This window comes from Lachnospiraceae bacterium KGMB03038, from assembly GCA_007361935.1.
GTDB lineage: Bacteria > Bacillota > Clostridia > Lachnospirales > Lachnospiraceae > Massilistercora.
Genome location: CP041667.1, coordinates 1,694,512 through 1,718,284, shown reverse-complemented (window position 1 = coordinate 1,718,284; position 23,773 = coordinate 1,694,512). Strand labels below are relative to the sequence as shown.

33 protein-coding genes are annotated in these 23,773 nt (G+C 47.2%); 17 read left to right on the top strand and 16 right to left on the bottom strand.

Annotated features, from left to right (window positions below; translation table 11 throughout):
- The first annotated feature begins 11 nt into the window (after positions 1–11).
- Genes FND36_08235 through FND36_08210 form a run of 6 tightly spaced genes read left to right on the top strand, consistent with a single transcriptional unit; the run spans position 12 to position 4,216 of the window.
- Positions 12–602, top strand: coding sequence for a hypothetical protein (locus tag FND36_08235; protein QDW74025.1), 591 nt, complete (start codon positions 12–14; stop codon positions 600–602).
- Positions 584–1,375, top strand: coding sequence for a septum site-determining protein MinD (gene minD / locus FND36_08230; protein ID QDW74024.1), 792 nt, complete (start codon positions 584–586; stop codon positions 1,373–1,375). Before FND36_08235 ends, minD begins: the two co-directional genes overlap by 19 nt.
- A gap of 12 nt (positions 1,376–1,387) precedes the next feature.
- The gene (locus tag FND36_08225) at positions 1,388–1,600 is read left to right on the top strand and encodes a cell division topological specificity factor MinE (GenBank protein QDW74023.1); all 213 of its coding nucleotides are present in this window, start codon (positions 1,388–1,390) and stop codon (positions 1,598–1,600) included.
- The gene (locus tag FND36_08220) at positions 1,597–2,721 is read left to right on the top strand and encodes a rod shape-determining protein RodA (protein QDW74022.1); all 1,125 of its coding nucleotides are present in this window, start codon (positions 1,597–1,599) and stop codon (positions 2,719–2,721) included. The genes FND36_08225 and FND36_08220 overlap by 4 nt, the downstream gene beginning before the upstream one ends.
- A gap of 15 nt (positions 2,722–2,736) precedes the next feature.
- Complete coding sequence (mgsA, locus tag FND36_08215; protein ID QDW74021.1) at positions 2,737–3,132, top strand: methylglyoxal synthase; 396 nt, start codon at positions 2,737–2,739, stop codon at positions 3,130–3,132.
- Complete coding sequence (locus tag FND36_08210) at positions 3,116–4,216, top strand: D-alanyl-D-alanine carboxypeptidase (protein QDW74020.1); 1,101 nt, start codon at positions 3,116–3,118, stop codon at positions 4,214–4,216. Before mgsA ends, FND36_08210 begins: the two co-directional genes overlap by 17 nt.
- Positions 4,217–4,260: 44 nt before the next feature.
- Here the strand turns inward: FND36_08210 and FND36_08205 are convergent, their stop codons facing one another.
- Complete coding sequence (locus FND36_08205; protein QDW74019.1) at positions 4,261–4,473, bottom strand: DUF378 domain-containing protein; 213 nt, start codon at positions 4,471–4,473, stop codon at positions 4,261–4,263.
- Between the two features lie 84 nt (positions 4,474–4,557).
- On the opposite strand from FND36_08205, the gene FND36_08200 reads away from it, so the two are divergent.
- The 8 genes from FND36_08200 to FND36_08165 all read left to right on the top strand — a co-directional run bounded on the left by FND36_08200 (position 4,558) and on the right by FND36_08165 (position 11,141).
- Entirely contained in the window at positions 4,558–5,505 is a 948-nt protein-coding gene (locus FND36_08200; protein ID QDW74018.1) for a TIGR01212 family radical SAM protein, read from the top strand.
- A 15-nt stretch (positions 5,506–5,520) separates the two neighbouring features.
- On the top strand, positions 5,521–6,900 hold the full coding sequence (locus tag FND36_08195; GenBank protein ID QDW74017.1) for a hypothetical protein: 1,380 nt from the start codon (positions 5,521–5,523) through the stop codon (positions 6,898–6,900).
- An 18-nt stretch (positions 6,901–6,918) separates the two neighbouring features.
- Positions 6,919–7,614: a YggS family pyridoxal phosphate-dependent enzyme gene (locus FND36_08190; GenBank protein ID QDW74016.1), complete on the top strand. Its 696-nt coding sequence runs from the start codon at positions 6,919–6,921 to the stop codon at positions 7,612–7,614.
- 24 nt (positions 7,615–7,638) lie between these two features.
- Positions 7,639–8,196: a cell division protein SepF gene (locus tag FND36_08185; protein ID QDW74015.1), complete on the top strand. Its 558-nt coding sequence runs from the start codon at positions 7,639–7,641 to the stop codon at positions 8,194–8,196.
- Positions 8,197–8,226: 30 nt separating this feature from the next.
- Positions 8,227–8,982 carry an RNA-binding protein gene (locus tag FND36_08180; protein QDW74014.1) on the top strand — a complete coding sequence of 252 codons (756 nt, stop codon included), beginning with the start codon at positions 8,227–8,229 and terminating at the stop codon, positions 8,980–8,982.
- A 12-nt stretch (positions 8,983–8,994) separates the two neighbouring features.
- Positions 8,995–9,522 (top strand): signal peptidase II, encoded by a 528-nt coding sequence (lspA, locus tag FND36_08175; protein ID QDW74013.1) that lies wholly within the window; start codon positions 8,995–8,997, stop codon positions 9,520–9,522.
- Positions 9,476–10,387, top strand: coding sequence for an RluA family pseudouridine synthase (locus FND36_08170; GenBank protein QDW74012.1), 912 nt, complete (start codon positions 9,476–9,478; stop codon positions 10,385–10,387). Before lspA ends, FND36_08170 begins: the two co-directional genes overlap by 47 nt.
- A 109-nt stretch (positions 10,388–10,496) precedes the next feature.
- Positions 10,497–11,141 (top strand): cytidylate kinase-like family protein, encoded by a 645-nt coding sequence (locus FND36_08165; protein QDW74011.1) that lies wholly within the window; start codon positions 10,497–10,499, stop codon positions 11,139–11,141.
- Between the two features lie 19 nt (positions 11,142–11,160).
- Here FND36_08165 and FND36_08160 read toward each other — a convergent pair whose 3' ends face one another.
- The 3 genes from FND36_08160 to FND36_08150 form a co-directional block, all read right to left on the bottom strand.
- Positions 11,161–11,886, bottom strand: a complete 726-nt coding sequence (locus FND36_08160) for a tRNA 2-thiocytidine(32) synthetase TtcA (protein ID QDW74010.1) — start codon at positions 11,884–11,886, stop codon at positions 11,161–11,163.
- A 20-nt stretch (positions 11,887–11,906) separates the two neighbouring features.
- Complete coding sequence (locus FND36_08155; protein ID QDW74009.1) at positions 11,907–12,962, bottom strand: tyrosine-type recombinase/integrase; 1,056 nt, start codon at positions 12,960–12,962, stop codon at positions 11,907–11,909.
- 283 nt (positions 12,963–13,245) lie between these two features.
- A complete protein-coding gene (locus FND36_08150; GenBank protein ID QDW74008.1) occupies positions 13,246–13,617 on the bottom strand; it encodes a LysM peptidoglycan-binding domain-containing protein in 372 nt (123 codons plus the stop codon).
- A gap of 226 nt (positions 13,618–13,843) precedes the next feature.
- On the opposite strand from FND36_08150, the gene lexA reads away from it, so the two are divergent.
- From lexA to FND36_08135, 3 genes are all read left to right on the top strand, one after another.
- A complete protein-coding gene (gene lexA, locus FND36_08145) occupies positions 13,844–14,458 on the top strand; it encodes a transcriptional repressor LexA (GenBank protein ID QDW74007.1) in 615 nt (204 codons plus the stop codon).
- 162 nt (positions 14,459–14,620) lie between these two features.
- The gene (locus FND36_08140; GenBank protein ID QDW74006.1) at positions 14,621–15,181 is read left to right on the top strand and encodes an ECF transporter S component; all 561 of its coding nucleotides are present in this window, start codon (positions 14,621–14,623) and stop codon (positions 15,179–15,181) included.
- Complete coding sequence (locus tag FND36_08135; protein ID QDW74005.1) at positions 15,165–15,863, top strand: riboflavin biosynthesis protein RibF; 699 nt, start codon at positions 15,165–15,167, stop codon at positions 15,861–15,863. Before FND36_08140 ends, FND36_08135 begins: the two co-directional genes overlap by 17 nt.
- A 37-nt stretch (positions 15,864–15,900) precedes the next feature.
- On the opposite strand, the gene rsfS is transcribed toward FND36_08135, so the two are convergent.
- From rsfS to FND36_08075, 12 genes are all read right to left on the bottom strand, one after another.
- On the bottom strand, positions 15,901–16,248 hold the full coding sequence (gene rsfS / locus FND36_08130; protein QDW74004.1) for a ribosome silencing factor: 348 nt from the start codon (positions 16,246–16,248) through the stop codon (positions 15,901–15,903).
- Position 16,249: 1 nt separating this feature from the next.
- A complete protein-coding gene (locus FND36_08125) occupies positions 16,250–16,834 on the bottom strand; it encodes an HD domain-containing protein (protein QDW74003.1) in 585 nt (194 codons plus the stop codon).
- The gene (nadD, locus tag FND36_08120) at positions 16,782–17,435 is read right to left on the bottom strand and encodes a nicotinate (nicotinamide) nucleotide adenylyltransferase (protein ID QDW74002.1); all 654 of its coding nucleotides are present in this window, start codon (positions 17,433–17,435) and stop codon (positions 16,782–16,784) included. The genes FND36_08125 and nadD overlap by 53 nt, the downstream gene beginning before the upstream one ends.
- Positions 17,436–17,473: 38 nt before the next feature.
- Positions 17,474–17,764 (bottom strand): ribosome assembly RNA-binding protein YhbY, encoded by a 291-nt coding sequence (gene yhbY / locus FND36_08115; GenBank protein ID QDW74001.1) that lies wholly within the window; start codon positions 17,762–17,764, stop codon positions 17,474–17,476.
- A 15-nt stretch (positions 17,765–17,779) separates the two neighbouring features.
- The gene (gene obgE / locus FND36_08110) at positions 17,780–19,066 is read right to left on the bottom strand and encodes a GTPase ObgE (protein QDW74000.1); all 1,287 of its coding nucleotides are present in this window, start codon (positions 19,064–19,066) and stop codon (positions 17,780–17,782) included.
- A gap of 87 nt (positions 19,067–19,153) precedes the next feature.
- Positions 19,154–19,438: a 50S ribosomal protein L27 gene (locus FND36_08105; protein ID QDW73999.1), complete on the bottom strand. Its 285-nt coding sequence runs from the start codon at positions 19,436–19,438 to the stop codon at positions 19,154–19,156.
- A gap of 4 nt (positions 19,439–19,442) precedes the next feature.
- A complete protein-coding gene (locus FND36_08100) occupies positions 19,443–19,775 on the bottom strand; it encodes a ribosomal-processing cysteine protease Prp (protein QDW73998.1) in 333 nt (110 codons plus the stop codon).
- Between the two features lie 12 nt (positions 19,776–19,787).
- Complete coding sequence (gene rplU, locus FND36_08095) at positions 19,788–20,096, bottom strand: 50S ribosomal protein L21 (GenBank protein ID QDW73997.1); 309 nt, start codon at positions 20,094–20,096, stop codon at positions 19,788–19,790.
- Between the two features lie 167 nt (positions 20,097–20,263).
- Positions 20,264–21,145, bottom strand: coding sequence for an EamA family transporter (locus tag FND36_08090; protein QDW73996.1), 882 nt, complete (start codon positions 21,143–21,145; stop codon positions 20,264–20,266).
- A 10-nt stretch (positions 21,146–21,155) separates the two neighbouring features.
- Positions 21,156–21,944, bottom strand: a complete 789-nt coding sequence (locus FND36_08085; protein ID QDW73995.1) for an amidohydrolase family protein — start codon at positions 21,942–21,944, stop codon at positions 21,156–21,158.
- The gene (locus tag FND36_08080; protein ID QDW73994.1) at positions 21,941–22,357 is read right to left on the bottom strand and encodes a CBS domain-containing protein; all 417 of its coding nucleotides are present in this window, start codon (positions 22,355–22,357) and stop codon (positions 21,941–21,943) included. The genes FND36_08085 and FND36_08080 overlap by 4 nt, the downstream gene beginning before the upstream one ends.
- Before the next feature lie 20 nt (positions 22,358–22,377).
- A complete protein-coding gene (locus tag FND36_08075) occupies positions 22,378–23,712 on the bottom strand; it encodes an aspartate kinase (GenBank protein QDW73993.1) in 1,335 nt (444 codons plus the stop codon).
- Positions 23,713–23,773: the final 61 nt, after the last annotated feature.

The window sequence follows — 23,773 nt, the reverse complement described above, 5'->3', positions numbered from 1 at the left end:
GATGACAGTTTGTGAAGGATCCTGTTCTGATCAAGAGTAACCGTTACGGCCTCACGATCTGCTTTGATTCCGACCTGCCGTTCGCAAATCTGCTTACGGCGGCCGCGGAAAAGTTTGGCGCCTCTGCGGCGTTTTTTGACCACGCCAAGATGGCGGTCCAGTTTGAAGGCCGTACTTTTACCAAGGAAGAAGAGCAGTTGATGGCAGAAGCCATCGAAGATGCGGCGCAAATAGAAATCATGTGTCTTGTGGAAGAAAATACTCCCACAGAGCGCTTTCACAAAAAACTGCTGGAGGAAACCCTGGCCCCTCTCTCTGACAGAGACGGCCAGTTCTATCGAGGTACCCTGAGAGGAAAACAGATTCTTGAATCTGAAAAAAGTATTATAATCATCGGCGACATTGAAAGAGGAGCTGCCGTTATCTCTAAAGGCAGCGTAGTGGTTACCGGATCCATTTATGGGTCGGTAACTGCCGGAGCGGCCGGTGACAGCAGCGCTATTATCGCGGCGCTGGATATGAGACCGAAGCGGCTTCGCATCGGGTACAGGGAAGTAAAACCAGTGATAGGAGGAAGTTATTCATGGGCGAAGTTATTGTGATCACATCGGGAAAAGGCGGTGTAGGGAAGACCACCACCACCGCGAATCTGGGAGCCGGGCTGTCCGGATTTGATAAAAAAGTCGTGGTCGTGGACACAGACCTGGGACTGCGTAATCTGGATGTGGTAATGGGACTTGAGAATCTGATCGTCTATAATCTGGTAGATGTGATCGAGGGTACCTGCCGTTTAAAGCAGGCCCTGATCCGGGACAAGCGGTATGAGAATCTCTATCTGCTGCCGTCAGCCCAGACCAAAGACAAATCAGCCATCTCTCCCGGTCAGATGAAAAAGCTGACCTCACAGTTGAAAGAAGAGTTTGATTATGTGCTGCTAGACTGTCCGGCCGGTATCGAGCAGGGATTCCAGAACGCCATCGCAGGCGCGGACCGGGCTGTCGTAGTCACAACGCCGGAAGTTTCAGCGATTCGAGACGCAGACCGTATTATTGGTCTTCTTGAGAGCAATCATTTGAAGAAAATTTCATTGATCATCAATCGGATACGAATGGATATGGTGAGAAAAGGCGACATGATGTCTGTGGATGATGTAACGGAAATCTTGTCTATCCCATTGATCGGAGCAATTCCCGATGATGAGAGGGTCGTGATCGGGACCAATCAGGGAGAACCGATAGTCGGCAGTGATTCAAAAGCCGGACGGGCCTATCAGAATATCTGCAAACGGATTATGGGAGTAGACGTGCCGTTCCTGGATATAAGCCGGGAAGCCGGACTGTTTTCAAAGCTTTCACACCTTTTTAAAAAAGATTAAGGAGGTCTAAGGATGCTTAAGAAATCTTCTGTTTCTATCGCCAGAGACCGGCTGCGCACCCTGGTTATTTCCGATCGTGTCCAGTGCTCTCCCGACGCGGGCGGGGAACTATGCCAGGAGTTGTATAAAACCCTCTCAAAATACATGGAACTTACAGAAGATAACTTTCATGTGGAGATTACACGTACCTACATAAAAATAGACTTTTCAGGAGAAAAAACGTGAGATTACCTAGATTTACAAAACCTTATCGATTAAAAGATTATAAATTTACTCTGATCGTTCTGGTCCTTGCCCTTTCCATACTGGGAGTCCTGGTCGTGGGAAGCGCAAGAGAGATCTATCAGGGAAGACAGATCATCGGAGTGATCATCGGCCTGATCGCTATGGCTGTTGTTTCTTTGATGGATTATGAATGGGTCCTGAATTTTTACTGGCTCTTGTATGGATTTTCCGTGCTCTCTCTGGGCCTTGTGCTGGTCATCGGCCAGGAAGTCAATGGAGCCACCCGGTGGATCGATCTGGGATTTACTACATTCCAGCCATCAGAACTTGCAAAAATTCTATTGATCTTGTTTTTTGCAAAATTTATCATGCGTCACGAGGACGACTTAAATGATAAATGGACGATTCTGAAATATGCTGTGCTGTGCGCGATCCCGCTGGCTCTTATCATTATGGAACCGAATTTGTCGACCACCATCTGTACCGCCTTAGTACTATGTCTGATGATCTATGCGGGAGGCTTAAGCTATAAGTTTATCGCTAAAGTCTTTCTTGTGCTGATCCCGGTCGCGGTGATCTTTCTCTCCATCGTAGTCCAGCCCAATCAGCCATTCTTGGAAGAGTATCAGCAAAAACGGATCCTGGCGTTCCTGAATCCAGAAGAATATGCCAGCGATGAGGCTTATCAGCAGAACAACTCCGTTATGGCGATCGGTTCTGGTCAGCTGACCGGGAAAGGGCTAAATAACAACACGACTACCTCTGTAAAAAACGGAAATTTCATTTCTGAACCTCAGACAGACTTTATTTTCGCCATTGTCGGCGAAGAACTCGGATTCGTTGGAAGCTGTCTGGTTATTGCTTTATTGCTGTTGATTGTGATACAATGTATATTAATAGGGATACGGGCCCAGAACCTGGCAGGGAGGATCATCTGCTGCGGGGTGGGGGGCCTGATCGGCATACAGAGTTTTATCAATATTGCCGTGGCCACCAAATTGATCCCCAATACGGGAGTTCCCCTTCCCTTTGTAAGTTATGGCCTGACCTCTTTGGTCAGTCTGTATATTGGCATAGGATTTGTCCTAAATGTTGGGCTGCAGCCCAAAAAATATCAATAAGGAGTGAATAAATCCATGAATATCGGTCTGATCGCACATGATTCAAAGAAGGCCCTGATGCAGAATTTCTGCATTGCCTACCGGGGTATCTTAAATAAGCATCAGCTTTACGCGACAGGAACCACGGGCCGCCTGATCGAAGAGGTGACGAATTTAAATATCCACAAATATCTGGCCGGACCGCTGGGCGGAAGCCAGCAGCTTGGAGCGCAGATCGCCCAGAATGATATTGACGCGCTGATCTTTCTTCGGGATCCTACGGCGCCAAAACCAAATGAGCCGGATTTAAATGATGTCATCCGTCTTTGCGACACCTATAATATCCCTATGGCTACGAATCTGGCCACTGCGGAACTGATCGTTCTAGCAATTGATAGAGGAGATCTTGACTGGCGTGAAATGTACCGATAAATCTAGGAAAATGAAGAGAGCCCGGAGGGCGAGACGCCGGCTGATCGCGGGAATGACCCTCCTGTTTTTAGCTTTGTGCGTCATTCTGATAGGAGTTTTGGCCTTTCAGTTTTTCTTCCGCGAGGAACACCGGGCGGCTGAATTTGAATTAGAACATTATAATCAAGCTTATGATACCGTTCCGTTTACTTCAGCGGATCTGTGCGTCGCGGCTTCGGATATCGATCTTCCATCAGCTCCAGATGCTTCTGCCTTTAAGGCCGCGGCATTGTTTGATCTGAAAGATCTGCAGACGATTTACGCGAAGAATGTGCATGAGCGAGTGTATCCAGCCAGCACGACTAAGGTTATGACCGCTTTGGTCGCGCTTCAGAACGGAAACCTGGAAGACGTGGTCACAGTCAGCGCCAATGCGGCAAACCGGGCTTCTGATGAATCCGTCTGCGGCTTAAAAGAAGGAGATCAGCTTACTTTAGAAGATCTGCTGATCGGACTGCTGCTCCAGTCCGGCAATGACAACGCGGTCGCGATCGCCGAACATATTGCCGGCAGCGAAGAAGCTTTTGTGGAGATGATGAATGAGGAAGCGGCCCGGCTGATGGCTACCAACACCCATTTTGTCAGCCCCCACGGCCTGCAGGACGATGATCATTATACAACTGCTTATGATCTTTATCTGATTTTTAACGAGGCTATCAAGCAGGACAAATTCCTGGAGATCATCCAGATGGATTCCTACAATGCACATATCACCCATGCTGATGGCACAGAAGAAGATACGGCCTGGGAGGCCAGCAACTTCTATGCCAGAGGCGAGGCAGCGCTGCCAACGGCCGCGACCGTGATCGGCGGGAAGACCGGAACCACGCAGAAAGCCGGCAACTGCCTGATCCTTCTGGCGGAGGATGAAAAGGGAGATCAATATGTTTCTGTGATCATGGGAGCGGAGACAAAAGATCTCCTGTATACAGACATGACCGCTTTGATCGACGGAGGCGTTGCCCAGACAGATACGCAGACTGAAGACTCTGGATCACAAGACGGAAATTCTGAAACGCAGGACGAAAATACGGCGGAAGAATAAAAATAGAGGGGCAGGCGGGCAAAAAGCCGGCTTACCCCTCTTATTTATGAGCGGACCTCCGAGGTGTTCCGGATCCGTCCGTAAAGGCTGATCAGATAGAGTCCGCAAAGTCCTACCAGCGCATATATGACGCGGGACAGCCAGGATAGATTGCCAAATAGGAAAGCAACCAGATCAAAACGGAAGATCCCGACCAAGAGCCAGTTGACCGCGCCGATGATCACGAGTGTCAGCGCCGTGTTGTCAAACCATTTCATGAAACTTCCTCCTTTTCCTTCATGCTAGTCCTAGTATGTCACAAAGAAAAGGTTTTATACATGTCATAGAGAGGAAACTGATCGATGGAGAATGGACAGAAGCTTTATTACAGCTATTCTGAATATTTGAAAAAAAAATACGGCGAAAAGGTTTATAAACTTCCGGTCAATCTTCCGGTTTCCTGTCCCAACCGGGAACACGCGGGAGGCGGCTGTTCTTTCTGCGCTCCCTGCGGCACAGGATTTGAAGCTATGGACAGCCGTTTCTTAGTTTCTCAGCAGCTCTCGGAGAACCGAAAACGTATTGAAAATAAATATAACGCCCATAAATTCATCGCGTATTTCCAGAATTATACAAATACCTTTCTCCCTGTGCCTCAATTTCGCTCTTACATGGAGGAAGCGGCGAAAGCGCCGGATATCGTGGAGATTGCGGTGTCCACAAGACCGGACTGTATCTCTGGGAAATACCTGGACGTCCTGGAGCGTATCCGGCGCGGAAGGGATATCCAGATCACAGTCGAACTTGGGCTTCAGACAGCAAATTATCATACGCTTATATCCATAAACCGGGGACATACACTGGCAGAATTCATTGACAGTGTCCTTGCGATCCGCAGATACGGGTTTGAAGTCTGCGCCCATGTGATCTTAAATCTTCCGGGAGACGACATTTTGGATGCGGTGGAAACCGCCAAAATCCTGTCTTCTCTTGGAGTTCAGGTGGTAAAGGTCCATTCCCTTTATATTGCCAGGAACACCCGGTTGTGTGACGCCTATGAAAATGGTACAATAACAGTGTGCTCAAAGGAGGAATATTTTAGGCGCGCAGCCGCTTTTTTAGAACATCTTGATCCGTCTATCGCGGTGGAACGCCTTTTTGGCAGGGCGCCGAAAGACGAGGTCGTGTTCTGCAACTGGGGGACAAGCTGGTGGAAGCTGCGGGAAGAATTGGAGGAGCGGATGCGTTCCCAGGGACAGTTCCAGGGGCGCTGTTTTCATTATCTTGGAGGGGCGGCTTTGAAATTCTGATAAGGGGCATGATATATGGGTGAGAAAAAGAAACTGACAAATATTACCGTTTATCGTAAAAAAGGACATTTTAATATCGGTATCCTTGTTTTTGGAATCATCTTTATCTATCTGGCGGTCAGCGTACTGATGTATCTGACTTCCGGTCCGGTCTCTGTCTATGAGGTGCGGGAAGGGTCCATAGTCAATGATACCGCTTATACAGGCTTTGTGGTGCGCAGTGAATCCGTCATCGCAGCCCAGGAGGATGGTTATGTCAACTATTTTGTCACAGAGGGGGACAAGGTGGGTGCCAAGACCAGCGTTTACACTTCTTCTTCCGAAAAACTGGATTTCCAATCCGTTGACTCTGAATCCGCGGAGGATCTTACGGCAGAAGAGGAGGCTTCTCTTTTGACGGATATCCAATCCTTCAGTGATAATTTCAAGGAAGAAGATTTTCAGGATGTGTATTCTGTCAAGGACAGTATTACCGGCGTTCTGGACAGCCGTTCCAGCGCAAATCGGAAAGCCCAGCTAGACGAGATGCTTAAGACCCAGGGAGACAGCCTGAAAGTATATAATGCCAGCGGAGACGGGCTGATCATCTACTCTGTGGACGGATACGAGGGAACCACGATCAGCGATGTGACAGAAGAAATGATCTCCCAAAACGACCACGAAACGGTCAGTATGGAGAACAACACGAAAGTAAAAGCCGGAGATCCTGTCTACAAACTGATCACCTCTGATCAATGGACTGTGGTAATCGAATTAAGTGATGCCATGGCCCAAGAGCTTGCGGAGACAAAACAGGTCCGTGTCCGTTTCTCCAAGGATAATCAAACAGAGACCGCAGATTTTTCTATCTATAATACAGAAAACGCGAATCTGGGATTTCTTTCCTTCGATACCGGAATGGTCCGTTACGCCAAGGAACGCTATCTGGATATCGAATTGATCCTGGATGACGAATCAGGGCTTAAGATTCCCCGATCCTCAGTGGTGCAGAAGGATTTCTACACCGTACCGGAAGATTATCTGACCCAGGGAGGCAACAGCCAAAGTGACGGCGTTCTGGTCCAGACCGGCGGCGGAAGCGCCAAATTCCAGGAAGCACAAGTTTTCTACAGGGACAGTGAGACTGGCATGGTCTACTTAGATCCCGCGGATTTTGAGGAAGATACCGTTTTGATCAAACCGGATTCCAGCGAGACCTATGCCCTAAAAGAAACAAAAGAGCTGAACGGCGTCTACAATATAAACAAAGGATACGCTGTTTTTAAACAAATCCAGATTCTGTGTGAAAGCGATGAATATTATATCGTTGCTTCTGGAAGCGATTATGGGCTTTCTAATTACGACCATATTGCCTTAAATGGAAAGGACGTACAGGAAAATGACGTAGTATTCTAAAAAAGGAGCTGAATAGATATGTTAAAAGAAAATCTGGAGAAAGTAGAACATGAGATCCAAGAGGCATGCAGACGGAGCAAAAGGGACAGGAGCGAAGTGACTTTGATCGCCGTAAGCAAGACAAAGCCTGTGGAGACTCTCCAGGAGGCCTATGATCTTGGGGTGCGCGTCTTTGGCGAAAACAAAGTACAGGAAATGGCGGATAAATATGAAGCCCTGCCAGATGATATCCAATGGCATCTGATCGGCCATCTGCAGCGGAACAAAGTCAAATATATTATTGATAAGGCTGTTTTGATCCATTCCGTAGATTCTCTCCGTCTGGCCGAAACCATTGAGAAAGAAGCACAAAAACGTGATATCACGGCCCATATTCTGCTCGAAGTCAATGTAGCCAAAGAAGAGAGCAAATTTGGCGTATTTCCAGAAGATTTGGAAGAATTGGTAGATCAAATCGCAAAATTACCTCATATTCAGGTGGACGGTTTGATGACTATCGCTCCATTTGTAGCAGATCCAGAGGAAAATCGCCCGGTTTTCCGGGAATTACGCAAATTATCTGTTGACATTACTAAGAAAAAAGTTGATAATGTTACTATGAGCGTTCTTTCTATGGGTATGACGAATGATTACCAGGTGGCCATAGAAGAGGGAGCGACAATGGTCCGCGTCGGAACAGGGATTTTTGGCGCGAGAAATTACGCTCAAGTATAAACGCGAGATAGGAGAATTTATAATATGGGAGTATTAGATAAGTTCCTGGATATCATGAAATTAAGTGATGACGACGATTACGATGATGATGATTTCTTCGATGATGATGACTATGAAGATGATTTTGAAGAGAAGAAACCGCGGAGAAGCTTTTTCGGCAGCAAGAGAAAGAGCTATGAGGATGATGAAGATGATGATTTCGAAGAACTTCCGGCAAGGTCGTCCAGGGCTTCTCATTCCAGCAGTAATAAAGTAACCCCTATGCGTCAGCCTGCCAGAAGAAGCAGCGCAAACATGGAAGTCTGTGTGATCAAACCGAATTCTGTGGATGATGCCAGAGAAATCACAGAGACTCTTTTAAGCGGACGTACTGTGATCCTGAATCTGGAGGGATTGGATCTGGAAGTGGCACAGCGCATCATTGACTTTACTTCCGGCGCGACTTATGCCATCAGCGGCAATCTTCAGAAGATTTCCAATTATATATTCCTGGTAACGCCGACAAATGTAGATATCTCTGGAGACCTTCAAGATCTTCTGAACACATCTTTTGATGCTTCTTCTATGCGGTCAAGGTTTTAGATGCCGGTATGCCTTGGGGGATACATATGAATGAATAAAGAAGAAACTTTACTCAGAAAGCGCCTGGTGGAGCTTTCTGAGGTTGCCTATACAAAAGATATCGTAACTTTTTCGGATTTTTTGAATCTGAATGAACTAAATATCCTTCATACTACTCCAAAAGAGCTCTTTCCCGCAAGGTATGAGACCTATGGAGGCTATGACATGGCAGAGCGTCAGATGGTTGCATTTCTACCTGATGCTCTTTATTATGAATATCATTATCCCATGAAGGTGGTTCGCATACAGCCGGTCAATCCGCGTTTTGCCGAAGAGCTCACCCATAGAGATTATCTGGGCGCGCTGATGAACTTGGGCATCGAACGCGGTAAAATGGGGGATATCCTGCTCATGGATGGATATGCGGAAGTATTTGTCTGCCCCAGGATCGGGAAATATATCACAGAACAATTGACCAGGATCCGGCATACGGTGGTGACCGCCCAGATCACAGAACTGGATGAAATCTCTTATGAACCGCGCTTTGAAGAGATCAAGGGGACCGTTCCTTCTATCCGCTTGGACACGGTCCTTGCCACGGCCTATCCCCTTTCCCGGAGCAAAGTAACTTCCTATATTGAAGCGGGAAGAGTATTTGTCAATGGGAAATTGATCACCAGCAATGGATATCATCTAAAAGAGGGGGATATTATATCGGTAAGAGGTCTTGGCCGTATCCGCTATGATGGAATGTTGTCTGAGACGAAAAAGAAACGCTGTCTGATATCCCTTAGAAAATATATATAAAGGAGACTCGATATGAGAGAGAGAAGAGGGTTGCACTGCTTGATCGCGCTGGCGGGTGTCCTGGCAGGTGTATTCCTGGATCAGATCACCAAATTCTGGGCGATCGTATATTTGAAAGATCAGCCTCCGATCATTTTGATCGACGGAGTATTTCAACTGGAATATCTGGAAAACAGAGGCGCAGCCTTTGGCCTGTTTCAAGGGCAGAAAATGTTCTTTTTTCTGAGCGTGGCCGTTATATGCGCTGTTGTAGTCTGGTTTTATCTAAGAGTCCCGCTTTCCAAACGTTATCTGCCCCTTCGGATCCTTGCGGTTCTTATCGCCGCCGGCGCTCTGGGAAACTTTATTGACCGTCTCCGTCTGGGATATGTGGTGGATTTTTTTTATTTCAAGCTGATAGATTTCCCAATTTTTAACGTGGCGGATATCTATGTTACCGTCTCTACATTCGCCTTATTGATCTTTATATTCTTTTATTATAAGGAGGAAGATTTTGACCAAATTTTTCATAGAAGAGAAAGACAGCGGGCAGAGGATTGACCAATATCTTTCCTGTCGGATGGAAGATGTTTCCCGCTCTCAAATTCAGAAAATGATTCAGGAAAATTTGATAAAAGTCTCAGATAAGCCTGTAAAACCTAATTACAGGCTTATTTCCGGTGATTCTATCCAGGTAGATTTCAGAGAACCAGAAGTGTTAGATATATGCCCGGAAAACATTCCTCTGGATATTCTCTATGAGGATTCCGATCTTTTGATCTTAAACAAGCCAAAACAGATGGTCGTTCATCCGGCGCCCGGCCATCCCTCCGGAACACTTGTCAATGCGCTGATGTATCACTGCGGCGCGGAACTTTCTGGCATCAATGGAGTGATCCGTCCGGGAATCGTTCACCGGATCGATATGGATACCACCGGCTCTTTGATCGTGTGCAAAAGCGATCTGGCTCATCAAAAAATTGCGGAACAGCTAAAAGAACATTCCATTACCAGGGTTTATGAAGCTATCGTCCACGGGAACCTGAAAAACGATACAGGAACTATTAACGCTCCCATTGGACGGGACAGCAAAGACCGGAAGAAAATGAGCGTCCGCTCCAGAAACGGCCGCCCTGCCGTCACACATTATAAAGTATTGGAACGTTTTGGCCAGTTTACTTATATCCAATGCCGTCTGGAAACCGGTCGGACCCATCAGATCCGGGTCCATATGGCGAGTATCGGACATCCTATACTTGGAGACGGGGTGTATGGCCCCAGAAAATGTCCTTTCCCAGGCCTGCAGGGCCAGACTCTCCATGCAAGGACCATTGGGATCATCCATCCCCGCACAGGAGAGTATCTGGAAGTGGAAGCGCCTCTGCCTTCCTATTTTGAAGCCCTTTTAAAAAAGCTAAGGAGCTGATCTGATTTTTGTTTTATGAATAATTAACAAAAACTTTGTTAAAAAAAGTACACATTTAGTCAGAATTGTTGTATAATGGTTCGTATAGATAAAGAGGAGAGTGATCTATATGGCAAACACAAATACTATCATAACAATCGGAAGGGAATATGGAAGCGCAGGACGGGAGATCGGATATAAGGTAGCCGATTATTTTGGGATCAAACTTTATGATAAAGAAATGCTTTCCCGCGCGGCAAAGGAGAGCGGTATCTGTCAGGAGCTGTTTGAGACTCACGATGAAAAACCTACCAGCAGTTTTTTATATTCTCTCGTAATGGACACCTATTCTCTTGGATACTCTGCTGGAAGCTACGCAGACATGCCAATCAACCACAAGGTTTTCCTGGCTCAGTTTGATACGATCAAGAAGATCGCCAGTGAAGGACCCTGCATCCTGGTGGGGCGATGCGCTGATTATGCCCTGGAAGATTTTGATAATGTTTTGAGTGTGTTCATCCATGCGGATTTAAACGCAAGGATCCGACGGATCGCAAGGATTTATGATCTGACCGATGCGAAGGCAAAAGAACGGATCTTAAAAACGGACAAGGAGCGTTCCAGTTATTATAATTATTACAGCAATAAAAAGTGGAGCGACGCGGACAGCTATAACGTCTGCCTAGATAGTTCAATCCTTGGTATTGACGGTACTGCGGAAGCCATCGAACGTCTGGTGGAGATCAAAGAAAAGGATACTGATAAAAAGCTATAGCAGCAGCCAAAGGCTGGCCCTAATCATTTCGCGGGGGCCAGCCTTTGATATTTCCGTTTAATATAGCTGTGAACATCCGCTGTTTCGCTCCCGGATGTTCCTGATTCAATTGGCGTACCAGATCTTTGGCGTACTGCCGTTTGGTAAGGCCGTCAATGGGACAGCGGCTCTTTACAACCGGAAGGTCGTATTTGTTGCGGAAACCGATCACATCCGCCTCGTCTGCAAACATGATCGGACGGATCACTGTAAGATCCATACGATCCAGATAAGTCCTGGGAGAAAAGGAGTAAAAACGGCCCTCAAACAGAAGAGAGAGCAGCATAGTCTCTATGATATCATCTTTGTGATGGGCATAGGCAACTTTGTTGCACCCCATCTGTTTAACTGCCTGATTCAGCGCCCCCTTACGCATCTTAGCGCAGAGAGAACAAGGATTCGGTTCCTTGCGCTCTTCAAAAAGGATATGGGCAATATCTGTTTTTACGATTTCATATGGAACTTCCAATTCCTCACAGAGCCGAGCTACCGGCGTGAAATCGCATTTTTCATAGCCCAAATCCACGGTGACCGCGCTGAGTTCAAACTTTTTGGGGTAAAATCTCCGAAGTCCGTGAAGGGCATACAGAAGCGTTAGACTGTCTTTCCCTCCGGAAATCCCAACCGCAATATGATCTCCTTCCTGGATCATCCCGTATTCGTCTACTGCCTTTCGTGTATAACTCAATAGCTTTTGTAATTTCATTGGCTGTCAAAAATTCCTTTCTAATTTCTTAAGTGTACAGCAGACGCCGCTTGCCGGCGTCTGTCTTCATCGATAGCCGCATAGTGCTTTTTCGTCGTATTTACATCCTTATGTCCCAGGACATCCGCCACCAGATAAATGTCTCCGGTTTCTTTATAAAGAGCAGTGCCATAGGTGCTCCGCAGTTTATGAGGGGTGATCTTTTTACCCGGCGTTACCTGGCGGGCATATTTTTTCACCATATTCTCCACCGCCTGGACGCCCATGCGTTTTCTCTGGGTAGAGAGGAAAAGCGCGTTTTCATGGCCGGGCAGAGGAGCGGCAGCCTTGCGGCTTCCCTCGATATAATTGGAGAGGGCCTCTGCAACCTCGTCCCCAAAATAAACTACCATCTGATTTCCGCCTTTTCTGGTGACGGTGATCCCATTGTTTTTGAAGTCTACATCTGTAAGATCCAGACCCACGCACTCTGACACACGGATTCCCGTTCCCAGAAGCAGGGTTAAGATCGCCAGATCCCGTTCCTTGGTCTTCCGGTAATAGGTCAGCGCCTGTCCTGTAAGCGTACTCCCGGCAGACTCTACAAAATCCAGCAGCATGGCCACCTCATCCGCATCCAGACGGATAATGGCCTTGTCATGGAGTTTTGGCATATTTACAAGCAGCGTAGGATTCTTAGAGATGGCCTGACGCTTAAAATAGTAATTATAAAAGCTCCTGAGAGCCGACATCTTGCGGGACAGTCCTTTTTCACCATTGGTCAAAAGTTCCTGGTTATGCTGATAAACCTTCAGATATTCCATATATTCTTCAATATCTACCGGTTCCAAACGCTCCAAATCCTGGACCTGGAACTGATCCATCGTATAATTTTTATAGATCGGATTGTTTTCCATCAGAAAATGAAAGAAAATCCGTATATCATACGCATAGTTGATCCGTGTTCTGACAGATGATCTTGGCTCGATTGCGCGGAAATAGTCCTTCGCGAAAGAAGGCAATGTCTTTAAAACCTCCCGAAGCCGCAAAGTTTGATCGATCTGAAGCTGTTCATGATAACTTTTTATATCAGTCATTTCTAAAACACCCCTTATAAAACAATAAACCTTCTGCATGATCTGCAGAAAAACTCCCTCAACTGGAATAAGTATACCATGTACCGTTTTTTTTGTCTATATCTTTTGGAAAAATCGAGATTTGTCGTATAGATCTATTTCGCTCATACAATCAGGTTAACAGGAATATATGGAAATGGCGGCATGTATCTTCCATACAAATGCCGCCTGGGGTGAGTTTATCTCAAAGGGGATATCCCTATCCCGCTTCTGAGATCCTTGTAAATCTATATGATCTGTGGTATCAGTTATTGTTGTAGACAACCGTCAGATATTGTCCTTCCTGGATTTGATCGGTAACCAACCCATTGATGGCCATCAGATCGTCAATATAATCGTAGATGGATTCATATTCAGATGTCTTGTATTCCTCAGCGATCTCCCAGAGGGTGTCCCCATCCTGGATCTGGATACTTTTATAGAGGGACTCTCCCTGATGTCCGGATTCCTCGTGGGCGTCCGCCAGCTGGCCGATTCCCAGGATCCCGATCACCGCCGCGGTAAGAATTGCCGCAAAGCACAAAAACAGCTTGTTCAGATATACCTGCCGTCTTCTCTTACAGTCCCGGCTGCTCCTGCGAAATCCTCTGTAACTCTCTGCTGCATAATTCTTCATGATCTTGTTCCCCCTTAAACTTATTTATAATCCCCTTTGTTCGAATGTCTGTTCAGAACATTTGTTCTTTTTCATAATCCGATTATACTTCTCGAACAAACGTTTGTCAATGGGTTTTCTTCAAAAAATCGAACATATTTTCTAAACATTTGTTTGCTTTTTAAAATCTGCTGTGTTAAAATGAACTCAGCAATCAAGAAAAGAACGTTTCTAAGGAGGTTCAGTTATGGGACAGGGCAAGATCAGCGCCAAGCAGCAGGAAATATTAGATTATATCAAATCACAGATCCTGGAGCGGGGATTTCCGCCTGCCGTGCGTGATATCTGCGAAGCGGTCCATCTGAAGTCCACCTCTTCCGTCCACTCCCACCTGGAGACTCTGGAGAAGAACGGATATATTCGAAGAGACCCCACGAAGCCACGGGCCATTGAGATCCTGGACGACTCCTTCCAGATGCTGCGCCGGGAGACGGCCAATGTGCCCATTGTGGGCAGGGTGGCTGCCGGGGAGCCGCTCCTTGCAGAGCAGAATATTGAGGACTACTTCCCTATTCCTACAGAGTTTCTCCCCAATAACCAGACCTTTCTTCTGAAGGTACGGGGAGAAAGCATGATCAACGCCGGTATCCTGGACGGGGATTATGTGCTGGTGGAACAGAGACAGACGGCCAGCAACGGAGAGATGGTTGTGGCGCTCATTGAAGACGGGGCCACAGTTAAGACCTTTTATAAAGAGGAAGGCGTCATCCGCCTGCAGCCGGAGAACGACACCATGGATCCCATCATTGTGCAGGATGTGATGATCCTAGGGAAAGTGATCGGGGTCTTCCGCTTCTTTTAATATTTAACAATAATAATTTGCAGAGAACATCTTTGTATCTATATGATATGAAGATGTTTTTCTGAATTTCCGAAAGATTTCCGAAATCCTTATAAATCATTGCAAATCCTCCATAAGAAGGTATTCTTAAACAGAACGACTAACTGAATGGAGGAAACCTGTATGAACAGCAAGACAAAAAGAATTGTAACCATTGGTATGCTGTGTGCCATTACGTATCTTGTCATGGCAGTGGGGCGGATACCCGTTGTTCTGTTTTTGAAGTATGACCCATCTGATATTATCGTTGCTTTGGGTGGACTGATATGGGGGCCAATGACCTCCTGTGTTGTATCTGTCACGGTTGCGGTTATTGAGATGGTGACGGTAAGCAATACCGGCATTCTGGGATGTATTATGAATATTGTGCAGACGCTCTCCTTTGCCTGTACGGCCGCCCTTATCTTTCAAAAGAAACATACCCTGTCCGGCGCTGTTATCGGATTGGTGGCTGGTTGTATCACAAGTGTTATCGTAATGATACTGTGGAATTATCTTATAACGCCGATTTATATGGGATATCCGAGAGAAGCGGTTGCGGAGCTATTGCTTCCCGTCTTTCTCCCTTTTAATCTTTTTAAAGACGGATTAAACGCTGCCATCACATTTTTACTGTATAAACCTGTCGTTTCTGCACTAATGAAAAGCGGACATATAGAGGATCGCCATGAGAGAAAACTATAATTTAAAACCTGTTTATACAGCAACAGGAAGGGTTATACACGGCCGGGGAATTGGGAAACACGTGGGAACTCCTACCGCCAACATAGAAACAGGCAAAAATGCAGCTTTACCGGAAACAGGAGTATATACAGCAAAAATCCTGTTAGATCAACGGATCTATTACGGCGTTACCCATGTGGGAACAAGACCTACTCTCGATAACGACACGGATATATCTGTGGAAACTCATATTTTCAATTTCAATATGGATATATACGGACAAATAATAACCGTCAAATTATATAAAAAACTAAGGGAAATACAGAAATTTGATGAATTATCCTTCCTGATCGAACAGGTGACAAAGGACAAGCTTCTCGCAAAAAGTTTCTGGGGGATAGAGCAGGCGGATCCCGCTCTCCTTCTTGATATGAAAAAACACTGTGTACGAATTGACTCCCGGGAAATATATTTATCAGCAAATGAATTTAAGGTGCTTCATCTGCTATACCGATTTCCTGAAATCACATTCACAAAAAAAGACATTTATGAAAAAGTATGGAACGAACCTGCAAACAACCACTTACATGCAGTAGAAAACACAATTTTCCAAATACGCAAACGGCTGAAACCTTATTGTGAAGGACATGAATACATAAAAACAGTAATCGGGTATGGTTACAGATTTCATACCGAAAAATAGGATCCGCCGGAAACTGTGTTTCCAACGGATCCTTTTTTTACTCTTCTATTTCCACCGGAAGCGCATCGTTCCAGATCCGCTCCAGATCATAGAAGGGCCGGTTCTCTTTGTCAAAGATATGAACGATCACATCACCGTAATCCATCAGGATCCAGGACGAGCCGCCGTGTCCTTCCTGCTGTTTCAGGGAATAGCCGGCTTTGTGCATCTTCTCATCCACATTGTCTACCAGGGCATTTACCTGGCTGTCGCTTGTCCCGTTAGTGATGATGAAATAATCCGCCAGCACAGAGATCTTGGAGATATCCAGCACGCGGATATCCTGTCCCTTCTTCTCTTCCAGCGCCTGATAAGCAGTCCGCACCATTTTCATAGACTCTTCCATTCTATTCCTCCTTTCTCAGTTTTTCTTTATAATATAGATATGCCTTTTCCGTCATAGGGTCGATCGTCATATCTTTGCTTTTTAAATATACCAGAGAATCTTTCAGGATACGATAGAGACATTCTTCCAGATCCTGGAAAGCAAGTTTTCTCACCTCTGCCATATTGGGAAGTTCCTCCCTTCCCGGCTCCATATAGTCCGCGATATAGACAATCTTCTCTAAGATGGACATTCGTGGTCTTCCGGTAGTATGAAAGGAAATAGCGTTCAATATATCCTTATCCCGGACATGGTATTTCTTTGCCGCCAGAAACGCTCCTAATTTGGCGTGCAGCAGGCTGGGATTCTTCTGTTCCGTCTCGGATACATTCAGATGATACCGGCTGCAGAGCCGGATTTTCATCTCGCCGGGAATACACTTCGCGCAATCGTGAAGAAGCCCGGCAGTCAACGCCTGATCGATATCCGCCCCATGGCACATGGCCAGCGCCGCCGCTGTATACATTACTCCCAGCGTATGGGCATACCGGTCTTTATCCAGATGTGGTTTCAGTTTCTTTTGCATTTTCCGTATCTTTCGATTCATATAACCCTTCCCTCTTGATATAGGCTTCTACTTTCTTAGGCACGTATTCTGTAATGTTTCTGCCAAGACGGATCGCTTCCCGCAGTTCATGGGAAGAAACCGGCATAAGCGGAGACTGGAGCAGCCGGATCCTTGCCTTAGGATATTTCCCTTTCAAATACCGGATCTGTCCTTCCATTTTCGCCCTATTGTCATGGTCATCCCGACAGGCCGCCAGAATCGTACAGACAGGAAAGATCCGTTCCGGATGGACCCAAGTCTCGATAGAGAACAGAGAATCCGCGCCAACGATAAAATAGAACCTGTCCTTGGGATATTTTTGCTGAAAATATTCTAGTGTCTGATAGGAACAGGAAACTTCCCTGCGCCGGACTTCATACTCTTCCACCCGGTAGTCATCCCGACCTTCAATAGCCAGCGCAACCATGGCGCTTCGATGTCTGGCATCTGTGCCGATCGAACTTTCCTTCTTATGAGGCGGATTCCCATTGGGCAGGAACCAGACCTCATCCAGTTCAAACTGCCGATAAGCAGTATCTGCCAGCATAAGATGTCCGTTGTGGATGGGATCAAAGGTCCCGCCCATGATTCCAATCTTCATAGCTTCTCTCCCTGCCTGGTCAAAAAGACCCTGTTTCCTTATGGAAGCTGGATCTTTTTGTTCTTGTCTTTCCCCTCTTTATAAAGTACGATCTTCTTGCCGATCACCTGGACCACCTGGGAGCGGGTGCGCTCCGCAAACACCTGCGCCAGCTCTTTAGGATCATCCGCGCAGTTTTTCAAAACACTGAGCTTGATCAATTCTCTGGCCTCCAGGGCCTCTGATACCGCCCCTACAAGTTCCGGTGTAATGCTGTTTTTTCCCACCTGGAAAATCGGGTCCATGGTCATGGCCAGACTTTTCAGATAGGCTCTTTGCTTTGTCGTCATCTTAAAGCTCCTCTTCTACTTATAATAATCAAACTGCAGGCCGTACATCCGCACGGTATCCCCTTCCTGGATCCCAGCCTCTTCCAGCTCGTCCAGGATTCCTGTATCTTTCAAAAACCTCTGGAAAAAGGCGAATCCCTTTTCTGAATCCAGATTGGTATATCCCAGCATCTTGTCGATCTTGGGCCCTTCCACCACATAGACACCGTCTTCTTCCTTCTCCACCGTATACGGAAGGTCTGCCGTCACAAGCTCGTCCTCCGGGAAAAATTCCTGTTCAAAGACGATCGGCTTTGTATCCAGCTTCTCTAAACTTTCGGAGACGAAATACAAAAGAGACTCAATGCCTTCCCCGGTAGCCCCGGAGATCGGGAATACCCGGATGCCTTTTGGCTCGAACTCTTTTCTTAACCGCTCCACAGGATCTTCCCCGTCAGGATAGATCAGATCCGTCTTGTTAGCGGCGATTACCTGCGGACGGGAGGCAATCTCTTCGTTATATGCTTTCAGCTCTTCATTGATCTTATAGATATCATCCACCGGGTCCCGTCCCTCGCTTCCGGCCGCATCCACCACATGGATCATCATCCGGGTACGCTCGATATGACGCAGAAACTCGTGTCCCAATCCCACGCCTTCCGAAGCGCCCTCGATCAATCCAGGGATGTCCGCGATCACAAAGCCTTTGGCCCCTTTCATATCCACCACGCCCAGATTGGGGTTCAAAGTGGTGAAATGATAGTTGGCGATCTTCGGCTTTGCGTTGGTCACACGGGAAAGAAGGGTGGATTTTCCCACATTTGGGAAGCCGATCAATCCCACGTCCGCGATCACTTTCAGTTCCAGATTGACCCACAGTTCCTGGGCCGGCTGTCCTGGCTGGGCGTATTTGGGGATCTGCATGGTAGCGGTAGCAAAATGCTGGTTGCCAAGACCTCCCTTTCCACCTTTTAAGACTACCTGCCGACGATTATCTCCCGACATATCGGCAATGACTTTCCCAGATTCCGCTTCCTTGATGACGGTTCCTTCCGGGACTTTCAGGATAATATCATCTGCGTCGCCGCCATGACAGCGCCTTTTTCCTCCAGGTTCTCCGTCCTTTGCCGCGAATTTCTTCCGGTGACGGTAGTCCTGCAGCGTATTCAATCCTTCGTCTACTTCAAAGATCACGTCGCCGCCCCGGCCGCCGTCGCCGCCGTCAGGACCGCCGTTAGGTACATACAGTTCCCGGCGGAAGCTGACATGGCCGTCGCCGCCTTTTCCGGAGCGGATAAATATCTTTGCTCTGTCTGCAAACATCTGCGATTCCTTTCCTCAATCAATCTTTTTCATTGATGATAGTTTGAAAAGACCCAGACCATCAGGGTCTGGGTCATGTTTCGTTCCTTACTGTGCTGCCGGATAGATGGAAACCTGTTTCCGATCTCTTCCTTTTCTCTCAAATCTTACAACACCATCCACCAGGGCAAACAATGTATCGTCTCCACCACGTCCTACATTCACGCCTGGATGGATTTTGGTTCCCCGCTGTCTGTAAAGAATATTTCCGGCTTTTACGAACTGTCCGTCAGCTCTTTTCGCTCCCAGTCTCTTGGACTCGGAATCTCTGCCGTTCTTTGTAGAACCTACACCCTTTTTATGAGCGAAAAACTGAAGGTTTAATTTCATCATGGTATCACACCTCCTGGAATGTTAAATCAATATATTCTGCATAGTTCTCATCATCCGCCATTCCCTTAAGACCAAGAACAAGCGCTTCTAAAAGCAGGGAAGCCTCCTTGGAAGGAATCCCTTCGATCGAATAGAGAATATCGCCCTTCTCATCATCCGCGGTCATAGAAAACCGGTCTTCTGTCAGATGTTCAATGGCATTTACAGTGTTGATGGACAGCATAGAAACCGCCGCGCACACCACGTCTTCTCCCGCCTGTCCATATCCCGCGTGTCCGCTGATATGAAATCCTCTGACGCACTTCTTATGGTCTTTGAAAACAACTGCATGAATCATGGATCACTCCGATTAAGCGTTGATCTTTTCGATCTTCACTGCCGTATACTGCTGTCTGTGACCATTTTTCTTGTGGTATCCGGTTTTTCTCTTGTACTTGTAAACGACAACTTTCTTTGCTTTGCCGTTCTCAATAACAGAAGCTTCAACCGTCGCACCCTCAACTGTCGGTGTTCCAACCTTCAGTCCGTTGTCACTTACCGCAAGCACCTGGTCAAATGTATAAGTCTCTCCGGCTTCCACTCCAAGTTTCTCCACTTTAATGACATCGCCTTCAGATACTTTGTACTGTTTACCACCTGTTGCTATAACTGCGTACATATGGCACCTCCTATTAACATTACTCGCCAACTACGGTGTCCGTCCAAAGGACAGAGCTTTAAAACCTCATTGTGCGGCACACTAATGTAGTTTAGCATAGAATGTAGGAAAAATCAAGCACAAAACCACAACTTTGCTAATTTTGCAAAACGCGGAAATCATCTGCTTTATTTCTTCCCAGGCGCCGCCTGCAGCAGGATCAGGGCGGCTACCACCAGCAGGATCCCAACCAGGTTATAGACATTCAGCGTTTCCCCGTAGAGGACCGCGCCAAACAGGCTGGCCGCCGCTACCTCGAAGGATGCGATGATAGACGCTTTGCTGCTCTCCATATGCTTCAGCGCAATGGAATAGCAAAAATAGGGAAGGCCCAATGTAACAAAACTTCCCAGGACGATTAGCGGCATAGCTGATATATGTTCAGACACTTTTTCCATCATATCCACCGGATGGCTGATCACAAGCGTAGCCGCGGCGGCGATGAGAAAAGTATAGACCGTCACCGTGATCGATTCGTATTTCCCTACCAAAACCTTTCCAAAAATACTATAAAGGGAATACCCAAAGCCCGCGCACAGCCCAATCACAACCGTTCCCAGACCAACCGATTTCGCTTCCGCCCCGGACAAGCCTACGACCAGGATACAGCCTGTAAAGGAAAGCAGGAGCGCCACGACCTTTAGAAGGGTCAGTCTTTCATGGAAGAAAAGTATAGAGAAGATCATGACAAAAAAGGGAGCCGTGTAAAGAAGGACTACCGCAATCGAAAGGGAAGCCCTCTGTACCGTCTCCGCATAGGCCAGATTGTTGATAAACAGACTCCCCAGACCCGTGCCGAGAAGCCATTTCACATCTTGCTTTTCCACTTTAAATTTCTTCCGGTCGGAAAGAAACACGAGTAAAACCAGAACAGCCGCGGCCGAGCAGATCCGCACGGCGGCTGTCTGAACAGTCGTAAACCCAAAGGAAGCCACATAACGGGTAACAATCCCCATGGATCCCCACAATATAGAAGCTGTAAGCACCAGAAATAATGCCAGCTTTTTCATAGCAACCTCTTTATATACCCAGCAGTCTGCGGGCGTTTCCGCCTAAGATCTGCTCTTTCTCCTCTTCCGTCAGGGGCATCTGTTTCAGAAGCCGGATGAATTCCGTCTGATCCGCCCAAGGGGAGTCTGTGGCAAACAGGATTTTATCCGCCCCATGGTTTCGCGCTATGCGCAGGAACTGCTCTTCTGTCATGGTATCCAGAACAACGCCGGTGTCGAAATACACCGGTTTCCCCACAAGGTACGCTTCCACCTCGTCCCACAGCTGGTTTCCTCCCATATGAGCCAATACCAGCTTCTCCGGTTCAACCTCCCGGATCACTTCTGCCGCCATCTGGGGCGTACAATGTACATCCTCCGGGCATTTTGGATCTCTGCCCGCATGGACGCTGACGATCAGACCCAGCTCAGAAGCATAGGATATGACCCGCTTGCAGCGGATGTCGTTAAACCGGATCTCCTGATAATCGGGATGCAGCTTGATGCCTTTCATTCCCATCTCTTTGATCTGACGCAGTTGTTCCTTATAGTTTTCCTCTGCCGGATGGAGCCCTCCAAACGACAAGATCCTCCCTTCCTGGAAACCGGCGGCAAACCGGTTGATGGAGGCGAACTGGGAGAGCTTGGTCACGATCGGGAGCGCCACAGAAACGTCTACTCCCGCCGCCTCTCCTGAGGCCATTAATCCTTCGCTGGTCCCATCGGTATAAGGCTCTGTCTTGCATACAGATGCCAGAAAATCCAAGGTGCTTTTCGCGATTTTTCCTGGAAATATATGTGTATGAAAATCAATGATCATTCTTTTTCCCTGTCTTTCATCTTATTATAGCAGTACCCAATGATGTCTCTTCTGGTGATCATTCCGATAAAATGCTGCTGGTCGTCCACCACCGGAACAAAGTTTTGTTCCATGGCTTTTCCGATCAGGTCTTCCATGTTGGACTTGGCCGTCACACACTGATAATCCAACCGCCGGTCGATCTTCATGATGCTGACTTCTTCAGCTTCCTTGATATTCATGATGCCTTTTCGTTTTAATCCCCAGAGAAGATCGCCCTCTGTGATAGAGCCTACGTATTTTCCCTCTTTGTTCAGGATCGGCACGGAAGAATACTTATGGTATTCCATGATCTCCAGCGCCTGTCGGACTGTGTGGTAATCAAATATGTAAGCCAGCTCACTTTTGGGCTTTAAAAAAAACAGAATATTCATGTTTTCCTCCTGTGGTCTATTTACAGCTGAGTTGTAACAAAAATATCGTAGATTGCTTTGATGGCGGCTTCAAAGTCGTCGTTGCGCACGCCGATGATCACATTCAAACCGCTGGACCCCTGGTCGATCATCTTCACATTCACATTGGCATGGGCCAGAGCAGAGAATATCCGTCCTGAAGTCCCTCTTGTGGTACGCATCCCGCGTCCCACTACCGCGATCAGCGCCAGGTCCGATTCCAGTTCCAGAAGATCCGGCTCTACCTCCCGGTGGATCCCGGCGATCACCTTCTGTTCCATTTCTTTGAATTCATCCTGATGGACAAACACCGACATGGTATCGATGCCAGAAGGCATGTGCTCGATGGAAATGCCGTTTTTTTCAAAAACCTGCAGTACTTTTCGGCAGAATCCCACCTCTGTGTTCATCATAGCTTTTTCCACCGTAACAGCGGCAAAATCCTTCTTGCCCGCGATTCCTGTGATAATGAATCTGGGTTTCTGACAGGTGGCTTCCACGATCAGCGTTCCTTTATCCTCCGGCGCGTTGGTATTGCGGATATTGATGGGAATCCCTTCTTTGCGCACCGGGAAAATAGCGTCTTCATGGAGCACGGTAGCGCCCATGTAGGACAGCTCCCGAAGTTCCCGGTAAGTGATCACGTCAATTTCCTTGGGCCGTTCAATGATCCTTGGATCCGCCACAAGGAAACCGGATACGTCCGTCCAGTTCTCATACAGATCCGCGTGGACCGCCTGCGCCACAATAGAACCGGTGATATCCGAACCGCCCCTGGAAAATGTCTTGATCTTTCCGTCCGGCATGGACCCATAGAAGCCTGGGATCACCGCCCGTTCCGCCTGTGCCAGGCGTGCGGAAAGAACTTTCTGGGTCTTCTCTCCGTCAAAATTTCCCTTGTCGTCAAACAAGATCACTTCTGCCGCGTCGATAAATTCATAGCCCAGATATTCAGCCATGATCCGTCCGTTTAAATATTCTCCTCTGGAGGCCGCGTAATCCCGTCCCACCTTTTTTGTGAAATTTTCCCGAATGCTATGGAATTCTTCTTCCAGAGACAGCGCAAGCCCAAGTTCCTGGATGATAGAATCGTACCGTTTACGGATCTGTCCAAGAAGCAGCTCAAAACTTTCCTGGGTATCCTCTTCTTCCAGAAGCGCCTGTCCGTAGCAGGTATATAGCATGTCTGTTACTTTCGTATCTTCAGGGGTCCGTTTCCCCGGCGCGGAGGGAACCACATATCTTCTGGTCTCATCCTTCCTTATGATCCTGCCAGCTTTCTGAAACTGCCGGCCGTCCGCCAGAGAGCTTCCGCCAAATTTCACAACCTTTATCATATTTTTGTATTCCTTCAAAGTCACTTACTCCTATCCTTTTCGTTCTCTTATCCCTACTCTA

Bases quoted from the DNA above. Each gene is read 5' to 3' on its own strand.
- minD (QDW74024.1), top strand. From the start codon at position 584: ATGGGCGAAGTTATTGTGATCACATCGGGAAAAGGCGGTGTAGGGAAG.
- FND36_08225 (QDW74023.1), top strand. From the start codon at position 1,388: ATGCTTAAGAAATCTTCTGTTTCTATCGCCAGAGACCGGCTGCGCACC.
- mgsA (QDW74021.1), top strand. From the start codon at position 2,737: ATGAATATCGGTCTGATCGCACATGATTCAAAGAAGGCCCTGATGCAG.
- FND36_08205 (QDW74019.1), bottom strand. From the start codon at position 4,473: ATGAAATGGTTTGACAACACGGCGCTGACACTCGTGATCATCGGCGCG.
- FND36_08200 (QDW74018.1), top strand. From the start codon at position 4,558: ATGGAGAATGGACAGAAGCTTTATTACAGCTATTCTGAATATTTGAAA.
- FND36_08195 (QDW74017.1), top strand. From the start codon at position 5,521: ATGGGTGAGAAAAAGAAACTGACAAATATTACCGTTTATCGTAAAAAA.
- FND36_08190 (QDW74016.1), top strand. From the start codon at position 6,919: ATGTTAAAAGAAAATCTGGAGAAAGTAGAACATGAGATCCAAGAGGCA.
- FND36_08185 (QDW74015.1), top strand. From the start codon at position 7,639: ATGGGAGTATTAGATAAGTTCCTGGATATCATGAAATTAAGTGATGAC.
- FND36_08180 (QDW74014.1), top strand. From the start codon at position 8,227: ATGAATAAAGAAGAAACTTTACTCAGAAAGCGCCTGGTGGAGCTTTCT.
- lspA (QDW74013.1), top strand. From the start codon at position 8,995: ATGAGAGAGAGAAGAGGGTTGCACTGCTTGATCGCGCTGGCGGGTGTC.
- FND36_08165 (QDW74011.1), top strand. From the start codon at position 10,497: ATGGCAAACACAAATACTATCATAACAATCGGAAGGGAATATGGAAGC.
- FND36_08160 (QDW74010.1), bottom strand. From the start codon at position 11,886: ATGAAATTACAAAAGCTATTGAGTTATACACGAAAGGCAGTAGACGAA.
- FND36_08155 (QDW74009.1), bottom strand. From the start codon at position 12,962: ATGACTGATATAAAAAGTTATCATGAACAGCTTCAGATCGATCAAACT.
- FND36_08150 (QDW74008.1), bottom strand. From the start codon at position 13,617: ATGAAGAATTATGCAGCAGAGAGTTACAGAGGATTTCGCAGGAGCAGC.
- lexA (QDW74007.1), top strand. From the start codon at position 13,844: ATGGGACAGGGCAAGATCAGCGCCAAGCAGCAGGAAATATTAGATTAT.
- FND36_08140 (QDW74006.1), top strand. From the start codon at position 14,621: ATGAACAGCAAGACAAAAAGAATTGTAACCATTGGTATGCTGTGTGCC.
- FND36_08135 (QDW74005.1), top strand. From the start codon at position 15,165: ATGAGAGAAAACTATAATTTAAAACCTGTTTATACAGCAACAGGAAGG.
- rsfS (QDW74004.1), bottom strand. From the start codon at position 16,248: ATGGAAGAGTCTATGAAAATGGTGCGGACTGCTTATCAGGCGCTGGAA.
- FND36_08125 (QDW74003.1), bottom strand. From the start codon at position 16,834: ATGAATCGAAAGATACGGAAAATGCAAAAGAAACTGAAACCACATCTG.
- nadD (QDW74002.1), bottom strand. From the start codon at position 17,435: ATGAAGATTGGAATCATGGGCGGGACCTTTGATCCCATCCACAACGGA.
- yhbY (QDW74001.1), bottom strand. From the start codon at position 17,764: ATGACGACAAAGCAAAGAGCCTATCTGAAAAGTCTGGCCATGACCATG.
- obgE (QDW74000.1), bottom strand. From the start codon at position 19,066: ATGTTTGCAGACAGAGCAAAGATATTTATCCGCTCCGGAAAAGGCGGC.
- FND36_08105 (QDW73999.1), bottom strand. From the start codon at position 19,438: ATGATGAAATTAAACCTTCAGTTTTTCGCTCATAAAAAGGGTGTAGGT.
- FND36_08100 (QDW73998.1), bottom strand. From the start codon at position 19,775: ATGATTCATGCAGTTGTTTTCAAAGACCATAAGAAGTGCGTCAGAGGA.
- rplU (QDW73997.1), bottom strand. From the start codon at position 20,096: ATGTACGCAGTTATAGCAACAGGTGGTAAACAGTACAAAGTATCTGAA.
- FND36_08090 (QDW73996.1), bottom strand. From the start codon at position 21,145: ATGAAAAAGCTGGCATTATTTCTGGTGCTTACAGCTTCTATATTGTGG.
- FND36_08085 (QDW73995.1), bottom strand. From the start codon at position 21,944: ATGATCATTGATTTTCATACACATATATTTCCAGGAAAAATCGCGAAA.
- FND36_08080 (QDW73994.1), bottom strand. From the start codon at position 22,357: ATGAATATTCTGTTTTTTTTAAAGCCCAAAAGTGAGCTGGCTTACATA.
- FND36_08075 (QDW73993.1), bottom strand. From the start codon at position 23,712: ATGATAAAGGTTGTGAAATTTGGCGGAAGCTCTCTGGCGGACGGCCGG.